Consider the following 16,267-nt stretch of genomic DNA (forward strand, 5'->3'; position numbering starts at 1 on the left):
GAGGTTGGTTAACAAATATCAATGAAGATAGCCATAATGACAACGATTTGTTTAACTTTAGCCTAGTCTATAACGATCCTAGTGTGGAAGCAAGCAAGCGATTATATAACGGAAATATAGCCCAAACCAGTTGGCAAACAGAAAATGTAGATAAAACTAAAAGAAGTTATATCTATGATTATGATGCTTTGAACCGTTTAACAGCAGCTATAGGAACTACCACTTCAAATTATAATTTAAAATCTGTGGCGTATGATAAAAACGGAAATATCACAAACCTATGGAGAAAAGGACAGAATGGAACAGCTGGAGGTGTAACTCCTACTTTTGGAGATATGGATATCTTATATTATTACTATAATGGTAATAGGTTAAGAAAAGTATTAGATAATGGAAAAGACACCTATGGTTTTAAAGATGGAGCTAATGCCACTACAGAATATATTTACGACCAGAATGGGAACATGATATCCGATGCTAACAAGCAGATTACCAGTATACAATACAACCACTTTAACTTGCCTACAACTATAAGCTTTGCTTCATCGAGTGTAAAAGAAATCAATTACGTTTATGATGCTACAGGAATAAAATTAAGAAAAGAGGTAATTGATGAAGTTGCAGATATAGAAACTACAATTGATTATGCAGGTAAATTTGTATACGAAAATAATCACTTAAAGCAATTTGTTCATTCTGAAGGCTATACTGAGAAAGATAATAATGATTTTAACTATGTGTATAATTATAAAGATCATTTAGGTTCAGTAAGATTAACATATTCAGATTTAAACAAAGATGGTATAATCAATGCTAGTACAGAAATATTACAAGAACGTAATACATATCCTTTTGGACTAGAACATAAAGGGTATAATAGTACTATAAGGGGTAGAGAGAATAATTACCAGACTTACTTAGGTCAGGAGATAAACAAAGAATTAGGTTTAGACTGGCTTACTTTTAGGTACAGAAATTATATTCCAGAAATAGGTAGGTTCTTTGGAGTTGATCCAATAAGTGAAGATTATTTATCGATAACTAATTATCAATTTGCTCATAATAACCCTATCTGGAAAATAGAATTAGAAGGTCTAGAAGGATATCCAACTTCAGGTTTTGATGGTATTAATAATGAACCTATAGTAGGTCATACAATGTTGTCTACTCAACCAGAGATAGGATCAACAGCAAGTAGTACAGGAGGGCGTCGTATGGTTGTAATTGAGTCTAGTCTAGCACCATCAACAGAATATAGATCAGGAGCTTTTAACGATGGAGATTTTAATGGAGTTATTCGCCCTGCTACTGATGCTATGTATAATCGAGATGCTGGTTTAGCTGTATTTACAGATCTTATGTATGCTGCAGCAACTTTTACAGGGTTGAATGCTATTGATGATGCTGTCTCTACAGCTAATAACCCTAACTCATCTAATTTAGATGTTGCTGAAGCAGCTTTTAATGCAGTTACAACAGGTAAATCAAAAAGTAAAGGTCCAAATCCTCAAGGTAAACCTAGAAGACCTTATCTTAGGAAAAAAACAGTGACTAAGACTTGGGAAGCAAATAAAAATAGTGAAGGAAAGGTTATTGATCCAACAGGAAAAGAAATTACTTGGGATAAAACAAAAAAGAGAAATGGACAATGGGATATGGGGCATAAACCAGGTAAAGAATTTAAGAAAGATTGGGCATTATATAAAAAAGGTGAATTAACATGGGATCAAATGAAAGAAAGATATAATGATTTTACAAGGTATAGGCCAGAGCTGCCTTCAACAAATAGGAGTCATAAATTTGAAGAAAAATAAACTAAAATATGGAATTAAATATAGGTGCAATTTTTATAAGTAATAAAATCTTATCAGGAAAAGAAACTCCAAGATGGATGTATAGAGAGGAACCAGATAATGAAGGGGATAGTGGATGGAGAGTTTTTGCAGGTGATGAAGATGAAGATTATTTAGATGACCATAATAATTTTAAATTGATTACTGCAGATCAATTAATAGCCATTGATGATAGTTTAAAAGCTAATCTTTTAGCTCCTTATGGTTTTTCCTTTGAGAAGAGTGATGAAACCAATGAGTGGTCAATCGTTGATGAACCAGAATAATAGATAGTGTAATTATAATTTAAAGCCATGTTATTTATTAAAATAGCATGGTTTTTTGGTAATGTAGTAAACTAGGTCATATTAAAAAATAACAATATAAATAATTAAAAATCAGTAGTTAAAGTTTTTTTTAGCTACTGGTTTTTAGGTTTGTATGATATATTGTAAAAAACACAAACTCCTTAGAACTAATAAAATAAAGGGTTTACATAACTTAATGTAGTAAATTAGGACATGGAAAAAATGCTATGCCCTATTTGTAAAGGTAAAACTGTAAAAAATGGTTTTCAAAATAATAAACAACGTTACAAATGTAAAAATTGTGGTAAACGCTTTCAGCAAACGTATACTTATCATGCTTATAAAGCAACTACAAATTATTTTATTAAAAGCTTACTAAAAGAAGGCTGTGGAGTTAGAAGTATTGGTAGAATATTAAACATTTCTACCAAAACAGTTTTATCAAGAATGCTAAAAATTAGTAAGCAAATTAAAGCTCCATGCTTTAGTAAACATAGTTGTAAGTTTGAGGTAGATGAGATGTTTATAAAAATAGCCAATGGCAAATCACAAAATTGGTTAATCTATGCTATTGAGCAAAAGACTAAACATATTGTAAACTTTATAATTGGAGGTAGAAATAAAGAAAATATAAAGTCAGTTATTAATAAAGTACTCTTACTCGAACCAATAAAGATTTACACAGATAAATTACCAATCTATAAAAGCTTAATTCCTACAGCAATTCACAAACGTTTTCAATATTGTACAAACAAAATTGAACGCATGAATTTGAATTTACGTATGCATATAAAAAGATTAAGCAGAAAAACGATTTGTTTTACTAGAAATGAAAAATATTTAGAAGCACATTTACGTATTTATTTTTGGAGTTAGTTTTCTTAAATAGTATATCTGTATTGAGAGTTTATAAATCTTTTCATTTAAATACAGTGTAATAATTACCTATCTATAGGGATATGAATGCATTATAAGGATATATACATTTACAAAGTATAGCAATAAATCCAAATAATGTGTAATCATGAGTTTTTTTAGTCGTATATGGAACAAAATAAGAGGTTCAAAAGCCATTTTGTACCCAACTTTTAAAGTAGCAGAAAAAAGAGTAGTAAACGGAACAAAAAGTGTTCCTATAATGCCAAGGAAAAGTTATTTTGAAATTTCTTTAACAGAGCAATTTTTAAGAGATAAACGAGAATATTGGAAAGAATACATACCGTTAACAGTATTTCTAACAGACTTTATTTACGACGATAAAAGAAGTTCTTTCCCTTTTGTAGTAGGGCCAGATTTATTAAAAAACATAGAGCAATTAGAAGGAAACGAAAGCATTCGGTACAAAAACACAAGAATTGTAGGACCTACACCTTACAGAGGAGATAATATTGCTATTTTTTCAGGACTTTTTAGAATTAGAACTGTAGACTGGGCTGCTCAAACAATTGGTTTGTTAGAAAATGTAGCCAAAGCTTTTGATGCTACCAAACTTACAAGCTATATAAACATAGCCGATCCGCTTTTAAATAGTATTGAAAACTTCTTTGGAATGGGAAAAGATACACAACTTCGAATAGGGCAAAGAAGAGAATTCAAAGATCCAGAAATTCATAGTACAGCAGATACGTTTTCTAGTGGATATTGGATTATGTTGCGAAAAGATCAGAAAGACGTAGATAAAACCAAGTTTTGGGTAAAAGATAATGAGCTATATTATGGAACAAATAAAGGAAATATAAAACCATATAGAGAAAACGATTTTATTCTTTTTGAAATTAATGCATCTGATAAACGAAACGATTATGAAACATTCGATTTTCATGACCATTGGGAATCGGCTAGAGAAGCATTGATAAATGGAGAACTCTCTCAAGCAGAAAAGCAATTTAGAATGTTTACAGTAGGTTTATATAGTTGTAAAGACATTATAGAAGATCAAAAACAACAATTATTAGTTTTCTATGCTGGAATGTTTGAGAAATTAAGAACACGATTTACAGATAAATCTTCTGTAAAAGACATCTTAGCAAAACTAAAAGAAACTAAAGACACCATAGAAGCAAAAGGAGTGAAGATCGAAGTAAGCGATAAAGCCATCGAAATTAGTGCAAATATTGCCGAAAAAATGGAAAAACAATTCCAAGAAAATAACTTCTATATAGATCAACATTTAATAGAAGAAGCCTTAAATAGTCCGTTATTAAACACACCAGAAATATTGAATGAAGATAATTTTAACATTAGCAATACCTCTATAGATTTAATCTAAAAACAATGATTTTAAAAGGAAATAATTAAGTAGCTTTTTCTAAAGTAAACGAAAACTCAGAACCTTTACCAAAAGTACTTTTTAGAAGAATAGTTTCATTATGAGCTTCTATAATATGTTTTACAATAGATAGTCCTAAACCAGAACCACCTTGTTCTCGCGAACGACTTTGGTCAACTCTATAAAAACGCTCAAAAAGCCTTGGAATATGCTCTTGCTTAATTCCTTCACCGTCGTCAGAAATTTTAATGATAAACTTATTTTCATTGTAAGCCTCTACACTAGCCGTGGTAAGACCACCAACTTTTCCGTATTTAATAGAGTTTACAACTAAATTAATAAGCACTTGTTCTATACGCTCAACATCACCTTTAACAAACATTGGGAACTCGTATAATTTATCAAAAATGAGTCTAATATTTTTCTTTTTGGCTTTCATTTCAAACAAATCAAATACCGTTTGAATCAATTCCAAAATATTAAAAGGTTCCATTTTCATACGCATTCCATCCGTTTCTAATTTGGCAATCATGTCCAAATCTTTTACAATAGATGTTAATCGTTCTACCCCTTTGTTGGCACGCTCTAAATATTTATCTCTAATCTCTGGATTTTCTGCTGCGCCTTCAATCAAAGTTAAAATATAACCTTGTACGGTAAAAAGAGGTGTTTTAAGCTCATGAGCAACATTACCCAAAAAATCTCTACGGAAAGAATCACGCTCTGTTAAGTTGGCAATTTCTTCTTTTTTATCCTCTACATATTCCTGAACAGTTTTGGTAAACTCTTCTATATCTGTAGTAATATTATCTCGTTTTAAGTCGTTGATATCTAGTATAGAAATATTCTTGTATAACTTTTTAATTCGTTGGTAAATAAAGTGTTCAGCTCTATATTGAATAATGAAAAATGAAGTAACAAAAAGAATAACGCCAAAAATAATGATGGCAATAAGTCCTAAAGATTTAAAGAAGGAGAGGTAAGAAACCACAGCGGTTATAATAGATAAAATAGTTAAATATAAAGCCGATGCTAATGCATAACTGTATGTCTTCTTAAGTTTCTTCATATAAAAAAGTAGATTGCCATAAAGACAATCTAGTATATAATTAAGGATTTATTAATTCGTTTATTTTTCTGTTTCTAGTACAAATTTATAACCTACACCTTTCACAGTTTTAAAATGATGATCACCTATTTTTTCTCTTAGTTTACGAATATGAACATCAATAGTTCTACCACCTACAACAACTTCATTTCCCCAAACACTATCTAAAATAGTTTCTCTTTTAAAAACTTTTCCAGGTTTAGAAGTTAACAAAGAAAATAATTCAAATTCCTTTCTAGGTAAAGTTATTTTATCATCGCCTTTAAAAACAACATATTCATCTCTGTTAATAAGAATATCTCCAATTTTAGTAGTTACCTCAGAAACAGCATCTGTTTTTAAACGTCTTAATAAAGACTTTACTTTACTAACCAATACTTTAGGTTTAATAGGCTTGGTAATATAATCATCGGCACCAGCATCAAAACCAGCTACCTGAGAATAATCTTCCCCTCTTGCTGTAAGAAAAGAGATAATTACATTTTCTAAAGGTTTAATGCCTCTAATTTTTTCACAAGCTTCAATACCATCCATTTCTGGCATCATAATATCTAACAATATTAAATGAGGTGTAATCTTCTTTGCAATTTTAACACCTTCAGCTCCATTTGTTGCTGTAAAAACTTGATACCCTTCAGATCTAAGGTTATACCCAACAATCTCTAAGATATCAGGCTCGTCATCAACTAATAAAATTTTAACGTCGTTAGTGTTCATCATGTTTTAAATTTAATAAAAAACAACTCAAAAGTAACGATTAAATAACAAAAACAGTTAAAGGGACTTTAAGTTAATGTTGATTTAATATTAACAAAAAAAACTAAATTATTAGTAATACTAGATACTTAACATTAACATAATACAGTAAATAATAGCTTAAAAATACTAATTGCCTAATTTTGAAGGCATTTTTTAAATTGACAAAACATGAGAAAAAATTACTTTCTAACATTATTATTAACTCTGTTTTTTGGAGCTGTTTTTAGCCAAGACCTAGTAATAACTGGGGTTATTGATGGACCTTTACCAGGAGGAGCACCTAAAGGAATAGAACTTTATGTTGTAAACGATATAGCTGATTTAAGTATTTATGGTCTTGAGTCTACAACAAATGGAGCAGCGGCAGCAGGTGCAGAATATACTTTTCCTACAGATGCAGTTACAGCTGGTACTTATATCTATGTTGCTAGCGAGAGCACAAATTTTAATCAATACTTAGGAGTAGTACCTCAATATACAAATAATGTAGTTTCTGTTAATGGAGACGATACCATCATATTATATAAGAATGGTAATGTAGAAGATACCATTGGTAGAATAGGGGAAGATGGTACAGGACAAGATTGGGATCATTTAGATGGTTGGGCATATAGAAAAGATGGACAAGGACCTAACGCTAATTTTGATCCTACTGAATGGACTTTTAGTGGAGCAAATGCGTTGGATGGTTGTGATAAAGCTGATGATTCTGGTACTAATGCGGAATGTTCTTCTGTTTTTCCAGTAGGAACATACAGTAAAGCAGCGTCTACTGATCCAGAAATTTCTACAGGAGGCTCTGTAAGTAGTTTAGATTATTTTGAAGGAAATGGTCCTTCTGCAGGAGGAAGCTTCACAGTTTCAGGATCAAATTTAACAAACGATATTACAGTTACAGCTCCAGCAAATTTTGAAGTTTCTCTTACTGTAGATTCAGGATATGCTAATAATGTAACACTAGCGCATGCAGGAGGTACAGTAAATGCAACAACGGTTTATGTTCGTTTAGCTGCTGGTTTGGGAGTGAATAGTTATAATGGTGATGTTACATTAAGTTCTACAGGAGCTACAAATAAAACATTAGCAGTATCAGGAACAGTAAGTCCTGCAGATCCACAAATGACAGTGACTGCATTTTTAGACGATATGAACTATATTGAAAGCGCAGGCGGTCCTTCTAATGAAGAAAGTTTTACTGTTGAAGGATTATTTTTAACATCTGATATTACAGTTACAGCCCCAGCAAATTTTGAAGTTTCTTTAGCTTCTGGTTCAGGGTTTGCAAATTCAGTAAATATTACTCCAGCTGCAGGAACAGTTGCTACAACTACAGTTTATGTTCGTTTAGCAGATGGTTTAGCAGTAGCAAATTATCAAGGAAATATTACAGTTACTGCTACAGGCGTAACAGATGAAACTATTGCTGTAAACGGAAACGTATACGGAGCACCTACAAATAGTTTAGTAATTACAGGTGTTTTTGATGCAACACTTTCTGGAGGTACTCCTAAAGGAATTGAGTTATATGTTGTAAACGATATTGCAGATTTAAGTCTTTTTGGAATTAGTTCTATTACAAATGGAGCAGGTTCTTCTGCTGGAACAGTAGAATATACATTCCCTGCAGATGCAGTTTCAGCAGGAACATATATTTATTTAGCAACAGAATCAACAAACTTTAATACATTTTTCGGATTCGATCCTACATATACAAGTGGAGTTGTTTCGATTAATGGTGATGATTCTATAGAATTATATGAAAGTGGTCAAATAATAGATACATTTGGAGATGTTGATACTGATGGAACAGGAGAAGCTTGGGATTACCTTGATGGTTGGGCTTACAGAAAAGGAGGAACGGGTCCTGAAGGAACTACTTTTACTGTAACAAATTGGACATATAGTGGTGCAGATGCATTTGATGGAGAAGCAACAAACGCTGCTGCTGCAACACCATTTCCAAATAGAACATATGCAGCTACAGCTTCTGTAGATAGAAATAATATCGAAGGTTTTGCAGTATATCCAAACCCAACGAATAATAAAACATTTAATGTAACTACTGCTACTTTTACAAACAAAGAAGTACATATCTTTAACATGATAGGAAAAGAAGTATTTACACAAACTATAGAAGGAACTACTAATGAAGTAAATGTAGGAGTTTTAACTACAGGAATTTATTTCTTAAAAGTAGTTGAAGCAGGAAAAATAGCTACAAAGAAGTTAGTTGTTAAATAAATTAAGGTATTTTTACCGTTACTAAAGAGAGAGCTTTTTAAAAGCTCTCTCTTTATTTTAAATGCTATTAAGAATGAAGTACAAGTGTTTTTTAATTTTCTTTTGTTTAATTTTTGTAGGGTATACTCAATCAAGTTTTACACAGTTTAAAAAGCTTTCTGGACCTAAGAAATGGTGGGTAATTTTACATCCGTTTAAAGCTAAGAAAGCATTAGAAATTTCTAGAGATGTAAAAAGAGTTACCGATAGTATTCGTAAAACAAACATGTTAGATGGAGATCCTTCTGGAGGACAAGTTGATGCGTTTAGACACGCTTACTGGATGGCTAGATTAAGAGAGGAAATAGGTAAAGGAGCTGCCAGATCTTTAGGAAGAGCCCATGAAAGAGAAAATTATAAAATGTATAAAGAGAGAAGACTAGAAGAAGGAATTGTACCAGATGAAATTTCGTCGGAAATGGATTTTTTTAATAATGATGTAGGGCTATCCTTAACTAGAAAGGGAAATAAAACACCTAGAAAAGGATTAATTTACAGAGTAATTAATGCGATTACTGGAGGAAAGATGAAAGTAATTAAGAAAAATAAAAAAGGAGAATTCTTAACATGTAGTGGAGAAATAATTACTACAGCATCTTTAAAAGGAAAATGGAAGAATAATAAATGTTTGGTTACTTCCAATTACGTCAGAGAGTAGTTAATGATACTTTACTTTTCTAAGTACACGAATAACCTCTTTATATTTAATATAAGCAGTTTTATCATCTAGTTTTTTAATATAGGTTTTTGCTTTTTCAAGTTGCTCTTTAGCATCAAGAAAACCATGTAAATAACAAATCAGATAATTGTTAGGTAAGCGATGTACGTCTTCATGTTCTGTAACAGAAAGTGGTGTGTTGTTTTCGAGTTTGTATACGATATTATTACTATTATCATACATATGACGAATAATTGTATCGTCATACACAGGAGGTTCAAATAAAAACTCTTTAATAATCTCTAGCTTACCGTTGTTTTTAAAATGAATAATTGTTTTCTCTAAAGGATAACGAGTTTCATTTTTCTCTAATCCTAGCAAAATATATTCTACAATAATAAAAGAATGCTCGTTAATTTTAATTTTCACCTCATCTAAAGCAGAATAAAATAAACGTACTTGTTCATTAATTAATTCAATATCTACTCTAGAATAAAACTCATCTCCTTTAACATTGATTTTCTTTCCTGCCCAGCACAAAACAAATTGTTCCTTAAAAACTTTGTATTGAGGGTTGTATTCTTCTTTATGATTATTAATAAAATAGAAAACCCCATCTAATGTATGTTGAATATTATTACTAGCATTTTTCTCAATAGCTTTTACAACATCTTTGTTAGTATTACGAGTTTGAAAGCTCTTTTGAGCGGGCATAGAATTACTACCTCTTCTATAAAAAATAGTTCCCTTAGGATATTTCCATGCAGATTTTGCAAGAGAAGAAACTTCTTCATTAGGAAGAATGGTGACTAAACCAATTACTTTATAGCGAGGTAAACCAGGAAAAGGAATGTTTTCATACTGGATTTTTGGAGGGTTAATTAAGTAAGCATTTACTAAATTTTGAATCTTACTATCATCAAAAAAATCAACTCCAATAACTTCGTTATTTTCATCTCTAATCCCAATAAGAATGTAAGAATTGTTATCGGGATTAGAATTAGATAATGCGCAAATATGTTTAATAAACTTGGCTTTTCCTTCTTTACTCCCCAACGATAATTTTTGCTTTTTATCATAAAAGCTATTCTCATCATTATGAGCAAGTAAATTTTTAATAAGTAGCCGCTTATTAATCATGTTTAAGCAACTTTATGTCCTCTGCTAGCTTCATAAAGAATGAACCAATCTTGTAAGTCTAACGAAATTTTTACGGCTTCGTTGGCAAGTTGTATTCGCTTTTTATTAGAGGTGCCAATTACAGGAATTACAGCAGCAGGATGTTTTAAAATCCAAGCTAATAGTAATTGATCTTCTGTAGCATTGTATTTTTCTAATAAAGGAATCATAGCTTTTTTAATGTTAGAAGTTTGTTCGTTTTCTAATGAAAAAAAACTACCTAACGGACTCCAACTCATGGCTTGTATATTATTCTTAAAAATAGAATCTAAGGTGCCATTATCTATTGCTGTATTTTGGATTAATGAAAATTCAAACTGGTTACAAGTAATAGGAATACTTTTTTGAATAAGTTCCATTTGACTTGGTAAGAAATTAGAAACGCCAAAGTCTATAATTTTTCCTTGTTCTTGAAGTAAAATAACTGCTTCAGAAATTTCATCAGGATGCATTAAAGGGCTAGGACGGTGTAATAACAATACATCTAAATAATCTGTTTGTAGATTTTTTAAAGATTGTTCTGCACTCCAAATAATATATTCTTTAGAATAGCTATAATGCTTAACTCTATTAGTATTTCTAGCTTCTGTTATATATTGAATGCCACATTTAGAAATCAATTGAATTTGCTCGCGTTCTACACCGCTCTTTGCAAATGCTTTTCCAAATTCGGTTTCAGTAGTATAGCCACCATAAATATCAGCATGATCAAAGGTTGTGTTTCCTTGTTCAATACAAAAATGGATTAAATCAGACATTTCCTGAGTAGTGTATTTTTTTCCCCATACACCCCAGGTCATACAACCAATAATAATATCAGAAAGTTTAGTTTTCATCTTTACGTAGTATAGTAGCACTTGCTTGTGCTGTAGGATAAACAATAAGGTCTTCTATAGTTACATGATAAGGTCTAGTAACTACAAAATGAATAATATCTGCAATGTCTTCTGCTTGTAATGCTTTATAGCCTTGATATACTGTTTTAGCACGTTCTGTATCACCTTTAAAACGAACATCAGAAAATTCCGTTTCTACCAATCCAGGATGAATAGCACTTACTCTAATATTATGCTGATTTAAATCTAATCGCATCCCTTTGTTTAAGGCATTTACAGCAAACTTAGAAGCACAATACACATTTCCGTTTGCATATACTTCTTTTCCAGCTATAGAACCAATATTCACAATAAAACCACTGTTTTGTGCTATCATACTAGGTAAAATAGCTTTGGTAACATATAATAAGCCTTTTACATTGCCATCAATCATAGCATCCCAATCATCTAAACTTCCTTCTTGAATAGGGCTTAAACCATGGGCATTTCCTGCATTATTAATTAAAATATCGATGCTAGCAAATTCTTTAGGAAGACTAGCAACTGCACTAAATACATCTTCTTTATTACGAACATCAAATTGCAATGTATGTACAGCTGTATGTTTAGATAATTCTTCTTGAAGTTCTTTTAATTTCTCTGTACGACGACCACATACAACAAGTTTTATTTGGTGTTTAGCAAACAAGTAAGCAGTAGCTTTACCAATTCCAGAAGTAGCTCCAGTAATGAAAGCGGTTAAAGACATAGTAGATTTTTAGTTTTTCTATAAAGGTATTGTTTTTAATGTAAACGCTATGTTATAAAAAAAAGAAAACCGCCTTTGAGGAGGCGGTTTCTTTAATTGGTTATTTATCATAACCAACCAAAAATCAACTAACCAAACTTTATTTTAATATTTTTCTATCTATTTCTTTTCTCTTTATTTTTGTACGTTTTCTACCGCTATTCCTTACGGCTGGTTTTGAAGTTTTAGAGTCTCCTCTTAAATATTGAATAAAACCTCTACCAGAAAACACATATGTTGTTTGAGTATTTATATGATACAATTCTATTGTTTCATCGTTTATAACGCTCAATTCAAACTCTTCAGTATCGCCACCATCATAATAAAGTGTTAAAAACTTAAGATCGTTAAAATCTCTAATATCATCTATAGTGTAAGATCCTACATAGTCCCAATTAATATTATCAACATTCGTGCCAAATGGGTCTTGAGATGAATAGAATGTTGTGTTGTTTTCTGGAGTAAACTGTAAGAAATGTTCATTGTCAAAAGGATTTGCTGTTCCATTTCTAGCATCTGTTCTTTCCCATGCTACAAACTCTTGTAAAAAGTATTCAATATTATCATAGAATAATTTATCGTAATCAAAATTATTTCGTTGATATCCAATTAAAAAGTAACTAACATTGCTTTGTAAATCGTTTAGTCGTATTTCATTTGGAGATAGTTGTATTACTTCAAAAGAATACGTTCCGTCTAAATTATGCAATGTTTCAACTACACCTCCTGTGAAAGTTCTATAAGCACCTACTTCAACGCCTAATCCATTTCCTGTTCTTCCTATATCTACAATATTATTGTTTGCGTATAATACACCATTTCTAAATGAAACTGTAAAAGCTTTTGATAAATATGGAATTTCAGTAGTTCCAGTTGTTCGGTGAAAGTCTACATACCATAAATCGTAACCAGAAAGTACCTCTTCTAATGATACAAAATCATCTACAATTGGGCCATCATCATTAACTACTACACAAGAAGTGAGAGAGATGGAAAAGACTATTGCAAAAAGTAATTTTATTGTTTTCATAAGTAAAAGTTTTACGGTTATGTTATACAGTAGTCAAAATGCGTGCCAAAAAAAGAAAAGCCGCTAAATCAGCGGCTTTTTGAAATAATCTTTTTATTTGTAAAATATTGTTTGTTAGTGTTTTATGATTTTATTTTTAGAAACTGTATTTCCTCAAATCTAATTCACTATTGCATAATAATTTGTTTCCCTTTTTTAAGATTGCTTACCTTGTAATATTTGGTTTTGTTACCTTGTATATAGCTAATAACTATTTCATTATCTTTTAACTGAAAAGGACTTTTTTTGTCTGTAGATGGAGGAGTATTACCATACTCTTTTGCTGGATCGTTATGCATTTGCATATCTTTATTTTTTACAGAAGGACTCGAAAATTTTGCTGTAATTGATTTTTGACCACCAATCTCGTCGTATCCTATTTTAGCATCTTGATTTTTATAAAAAATACGATCGAATGTAATTTTAGCATCTGCAGTATATACTACTTTTATATCTGTTCCACCAGGAGATTCTGGTCTTCCTCCAACAAATTGAGCGTATGTAGCAGAAACTACTTTAAAAGGTGGATTTGTCTCTAACTTATAGCTAGCACATTTAGTCATAGTTATTAATAATAACGGTAACGATAATATCTTTAAAAATTTCATTTCTAGTATTTTTAATTGATTTTTCAAGTTTTGTACCAAAGTACAAATTTATATGAAACCTTTTTTATAGTTTTAAATTATGGATAGTTTAAGTTATTGGGAAATCAAACAATGGTTTCAAAATGTTGATTTTACAATTGTTGGAAGTGGAATTGTAGGTTTAAATTGTGCGTTACAATTACGAAAAAGATTCCCTGCTGCTAAAATTTTGATTTTAGAAAAAGGTTTTTTACCACAAGGGGCTAGTACTAAAAATGCAGGATTTGCTTGTTTTGGAAGTTTATCTGAGTTAATAGATGACTTGAAATCCCATTCTGAAGAGGAGGTAGTTGATTTGGTGAGAAGAAGGTGGAATGGGTTACAATTGTTAAGAAAAAACTTGGGAGATCTTCAAATTGATTTTCAAGAACTTAAAGGATTTGAGCTGTTTAATGATGAAGCATTATTTGAAAAATGTGTATCACAAAAAGAGGCTATCAACGAATTATTATTTCCTGTTTTTAATAAAAATGTATTTACAGAAAAGGAGAATACATTTGGTTTCCAAAAAATCATACCGCGTTATATTGTGAATGATTTTGAAGGACAAATAGATACAGGAAAGATGATGAGTGAATTACTAAAAAAAGCAAGAAAGAAAGGAATAACCATTATTAATAACATTTCTGTAGAGGATTTTATGTCAAAAAATAATACTGTTGAGATTAAAACAAACAAAATAACCTTTACATCAAAGCAACTATTTATTGCATCGAATGGTTTTTCTAAACGTTTGATAAATGAAGAAGTACAACCAGCACGAGCACAAGTATTAATTACTAAACCAATTAAAAATTTACATATAAAAGGTACATTTCATTTAGAAGAAGGGTATTATTATTTTAGAAATATAGATAATAGAATTTTGTTAGGAGGAGGAAGAAATTTAGATTTTAAAGGAGAAGAAACCATGGAGTTTTCTACAACTGAACGGATTCAAAATAAATTAGAAGAATTGCTAAGAAAAACTATTTTACCAGAAACTAATGTAGAAATAGAACATCGTTGGAGTGGTATCATGGGGGTAGGGAATCAAAAGAAAAGTATTGTAAAACCAATTAATGCTAATGTGTTTTGTGGCGTTCGTTTAGGTGGAATGGGAGTAGCAATAGGTAGTTTAGTAGGAAAAGAATTAGCAGATTTGGTATGAGTATAAAAGAGCAATTGTTAAATGAATGTAGATTGTATGTGGAGAAAAGAGAAGAAACGATTCAAACAATTATAGCTTCAAATAAAAAAGCATTGTTGTCTGAAACAAAAAGTTCTGCTGGTGATAAACATGAAACAGGTAGAGCCATGTTGCAATTAGAAATGGAAAAAGCCAGTCAGCAAATAAGTGTGGTACAACAAATGAAAGAAGTGTTATTCAGAATTAATACGTCTAATACATCTGAAGTTGTTCGTCTAGGAAGTGTGGTGTATACAAATAAAGGAATCTATTTTTTAGCTGTAAGTATTGGGAAAGTAACTATTGAAGCTAAAGATTACTTTGTGATTTCTGGTTCTTCACCTATTGGGAAATTATTGTTAGGAAAGCGCGAAAATGAGGCGATTACTTTTAATAACACAAAAATTACTATTGAAGAGCTTATATAAATTCTAAGTAAACACTTGTTTCTATTTCCAACGATTCTGAATGCGATAAGAATAGAGAGGTGTTATTATATGCAACTTCAATAAGCCAGAAGAAACCTTTAAAGTAGCTTCTTTTTACGATTGCTTTAAAATTTGAATGTGTTACAATTTTAATTTGGTGTGGATATATTAACTTTTGTTGTCCATCAATTTCAATCTCATTTACGTCGTCAAATAAAGAAGCAATATACTTATTGGTTGGGTTTTTGTACAGTTGCTTAGGTGTGTTATTAGCAAGAATTTTATAATCTTTTATAACAATCAATTGATCAGAAAAAGAAAGGGCATCATTGCCATCGTGTGTAGCAACAATACAAGCAATATTTTTTTCTTTTAAATAAGCAAATAGTTTTCTTCGTAATGAATTCTTTTTAAAGTTATCTATCTGACTAAAAGGTTCATCTAATAACAATAATTCTGGTTCTTTGGCCAAAGCTCTCGCTATAGCAACACGCTGTTGTTGTCCACCACTTAAGTTTTTTACTTTTACATCTGCATAGGCTTCCATTTCAATAACTTCCATAAGCTCCTGTGTTCTAGCTTTTGCTTCTTCAGGATAAAAACGAGAAAGAAATTTCGAAATGTTTTCAGCTACACTTGTAAAAGGCATCAAATCAAAATTTTGCGGAACATATTTAAAGAAATCCATTCCAGGAACTAAATGATAAGCAGGTCCTAGTATTTGATGATCCTTCCAAAACAAACTCCCTTCTGTTACATCTAATAAGCCATAAATAATTTGAAGTAAGGTAGATTTACCACAACCACTTTCACCCATAATACTTAAATGTTGCCCTTTCTGTAAAGAAAAAGAAATGTTTTTAAGTGTAGGCTTTTCATCGGTATAAGAAAAGGAGATGTTGTTTACTTTTAGCATAGTAGCAAAAATAAGGAAAGCTG

Annotated in this window: 16 protein-coding genes; 8 read left to right on the forward strand and 8 right to left on the reverse strand. The window is 30.9% G+C overall.

From position 1 onward, the window contains the following. From ACKTTC_RS11840 to ACKTTC_RS11855, 4 genes are all read left to right on the forward strand, one after another. The coding region (locus ACKTTC_RS11840; protein ID WP_408040045.1) for a GH-E family nuclease at positions 1 to 1,814 on the forward strand (1,814 nt) is incomplete at its 5' end. Between the two features lie 8 nt (positions 1,815 to 1,822). Next, the gene (locus ACKTTC_RS11845) at positions 1,823 to 2,119 is read left to right on the forward strand and encodes a DUF2185 domain-containing protein (RefSeq protein WP_408040046.1); all 297 of its coding nucleotides are present in this window, start codon (positions 1,823 to 1,825) and stop codon (positions 2,117 to 2,119) included. A gap of 243 nt (positions 2,120 to 2,362) precedes the next feature. Continuing rightward, a complete protein-coding gene (locus ACKTTC_RS11850) occupies positions 2,363 to 3,016 on the forward strand; it encodes an IS1 family transposase (protein WP_456243511.1) in 654 nt (217 codons plus the stop codon). 148 nt (positions 3,017 to 3,164) lie between these two features. After that, positions 3,165 to 4,409 carry a hypothetical protein gene (locus ACKTTC_RS11855; RefSeq protein ID WP_408040048.1) on the forward strand — a complete coding sequence of 415 codons (1,245 nt, stop codon included), beginning with the start codon at positions 3,165 to 3,167 and terminating at the stop codon, positions 4,407 to 4,409. Between the two features lie 25 nt (positions 4,410 to 4,434). Here ACKTTC_RS11855 and ACKTTC_RS11860 read toward each other — a convergent pair whose 3' ends face one another. After that, a complete protein-coding gene (locus ACKTTC_RS11860) occupies positions 4,435 to 5,478 on the reverse strand; it encodes a sensor histidine kinase (RefSeq protein ID WP_408040049.1) in 1,044 nt (347 codons plus the stop codon). A 60-nt stretch (positions 5,479 to 5,538) separates the two neighbouring features. Beyond that, positions 5,539 to 6,234, reverse strand: coding sequence for a response regulator transcription factor (locus tag ACKTTC_RS11865; RefSeq protein ID WP_408040072.1), 696 nt, complete (start codon positions 6,232 to 6,234; stop codon positions 5,539 to 5,541). Between the two features lie 210 nt (positions 6,235 to 6,444). On the opposite strand from ACKTTC_RS11865, the gene ACKTTC_RS11870 reads away from it, so the two are divergent. Both ACKTTC_RS11870 and ACKTTC_RS11875 read left to right on the forward strand, forming a co-directional pair. Beyond that, a complete protein-coding gene (locus tag ACKTTC_RS11870) occupies positions 6,445 to 8,517 on the forward strand; it encodes a T9SS type A sorting domain-containing protein (RefSeq protein ID WP_408040050.1) in 2,073 nt (690 codons plus the stop codon). 73 nt (positions 8,518 to 8,590) lie between these two features. Further along, on the forward strand, positions 8,591 to 9,214 hold the full coding sequence (locus tag ACKTTC_RS11875) for a DUF6973 domain-containing protein (RefSeq protein ID WP_408040051.1): 624 nt from the start codon (positions 8,591 to 8,593) through the stop codon (positions 9,212 to 9,214). Here ACKTTC_RS11875 and ACKTTC_RS11880 read toward each other — a convergent pair whose 3' ends face one another. From ACKTTC_RS11880 to ACKTTC_RS11900, 5 genes are all read right to left on the reverse strand, one after another. Then, positions 9,215 to 10,354, reverse strand: a complete 1,140-nt coding sequence (locus ACKTTC_RS11880; RefSeq protein ID WP_408040052.1) for an ATP-binding protein — start codon at positions 10,352 to 10,354, stop codon at positions 9,215 to 9,217. 2 nt (positions 10,355 to 10,356) lie between these two features. Further along, positions 10,357 to 11,229 carry an aldo/keto reductase gene (locus tag ACKTTC_RS11885; protein WP_408040053.1) on the reverse strand — a complete coding sequence of 291 codons (873 nt, stop codon included), beginning with the start codon at positions 11,227 to 11,229 and terminating at the stop codon, positions 10,357 to 10,359. Further along, positions 11,219 to 11,977, reverse strand: a complete 759-nt coding sequence (locus ACKTTC_RS11890) for an SDR family NAD(P)-dependent oxidoreductase (protein WP_408040054.1) — start codon at positions 11,975 to 11,977, stop codon at positions 11,219 to 11,221. The genes ACKTTC_RS11885 and ACKTTC_RS11890 overlap by 11 nt, the downstream gene beginning before the upstream one ends. Before the next feature lie 139 nt (positions 11,978 to 12,116). Then, entirely contained in the window at positions 12,117 to 13,046 is a 930-nt protein-coding gene (locus ACKTTC_RS11895; protein ID WP_408040055.1) for a hypothetical protein, read from the reverse strand. A gap of 167 nt (positions 13,047 to 13,213) precedes the next feature. Continuing rightward, positions 13,214 to 13,693, reverse strand: a complete 480-nt coding sequence (locus tag ACKTTC_RS11900; protein WP_408040056.1) for a hypothetical protein — start codon at positions 13,691 to 13,693, stop codon at positions 13,214 to 13,216. A 79-nt stretch (positions 13,694 to 13,772) separates the two neighbouring features. On the opposite strand from ACKTTC_RS11900, the gene ACKTTC_RS11905 reads away from it, so the two are divergent. Next, positions 13,773 to 14,882, forward strand: a complete 1,110-nt coding sequence (locus ACKTTC_RS11905; RefSeq protein WP_408040057.1) for an NAD(P)/FAD-dependent oxidoreductase — start codon at positions 13,773 to 13,775, stop codon at positions 14,880 to 14,882. Next, positions 14,879 to 15,328, forward strand: a complete 450-nt coding sequence (locus tag ACKTTC_RS11910) for a 3-oxoacyl-ACP synthase (RefSeq protein WP_408040058.1) — start codon at positions 14,879 to 14,881, stop codon at positions 15,326 to 15,328. The genes ACKTTC_RS11905 and ACKTTC_RS11910 overlap by 4 nt, the downstream gene beginning before the upstream one ends. On the opposite strand, the gene ACKTTC_RS11915 is transcribed toward ACKTTC_RS11910, so the two are convergent. After that, a complete protein-coding gene (locus tag ACKTTC_RS11915) occupies positions 15,321 to 16,244 on the reverse strand; it encodes an ABC transporter ATP-binding protein (protein ID WP_408040059.1) in 924 nt (307 codons plus the stop codon). The genes ACKTTC_RS11910 and ACKTTC_RS11915 overlap by 8 nt on opposite strands. Positions 16,245 to 16,267 lie beyond the last annotated feature (23 nt).

This window comes from Tenacibaculum amylolyticum (genome assembly GCF_964511145.1).
Taxonomy (GTDB): Bacteria; Bacteroidota; Bacteroidia; order Flavobacteriales; family Flavobacteriaceae; genus Polaribacter; species Polaribacter amylolyticum.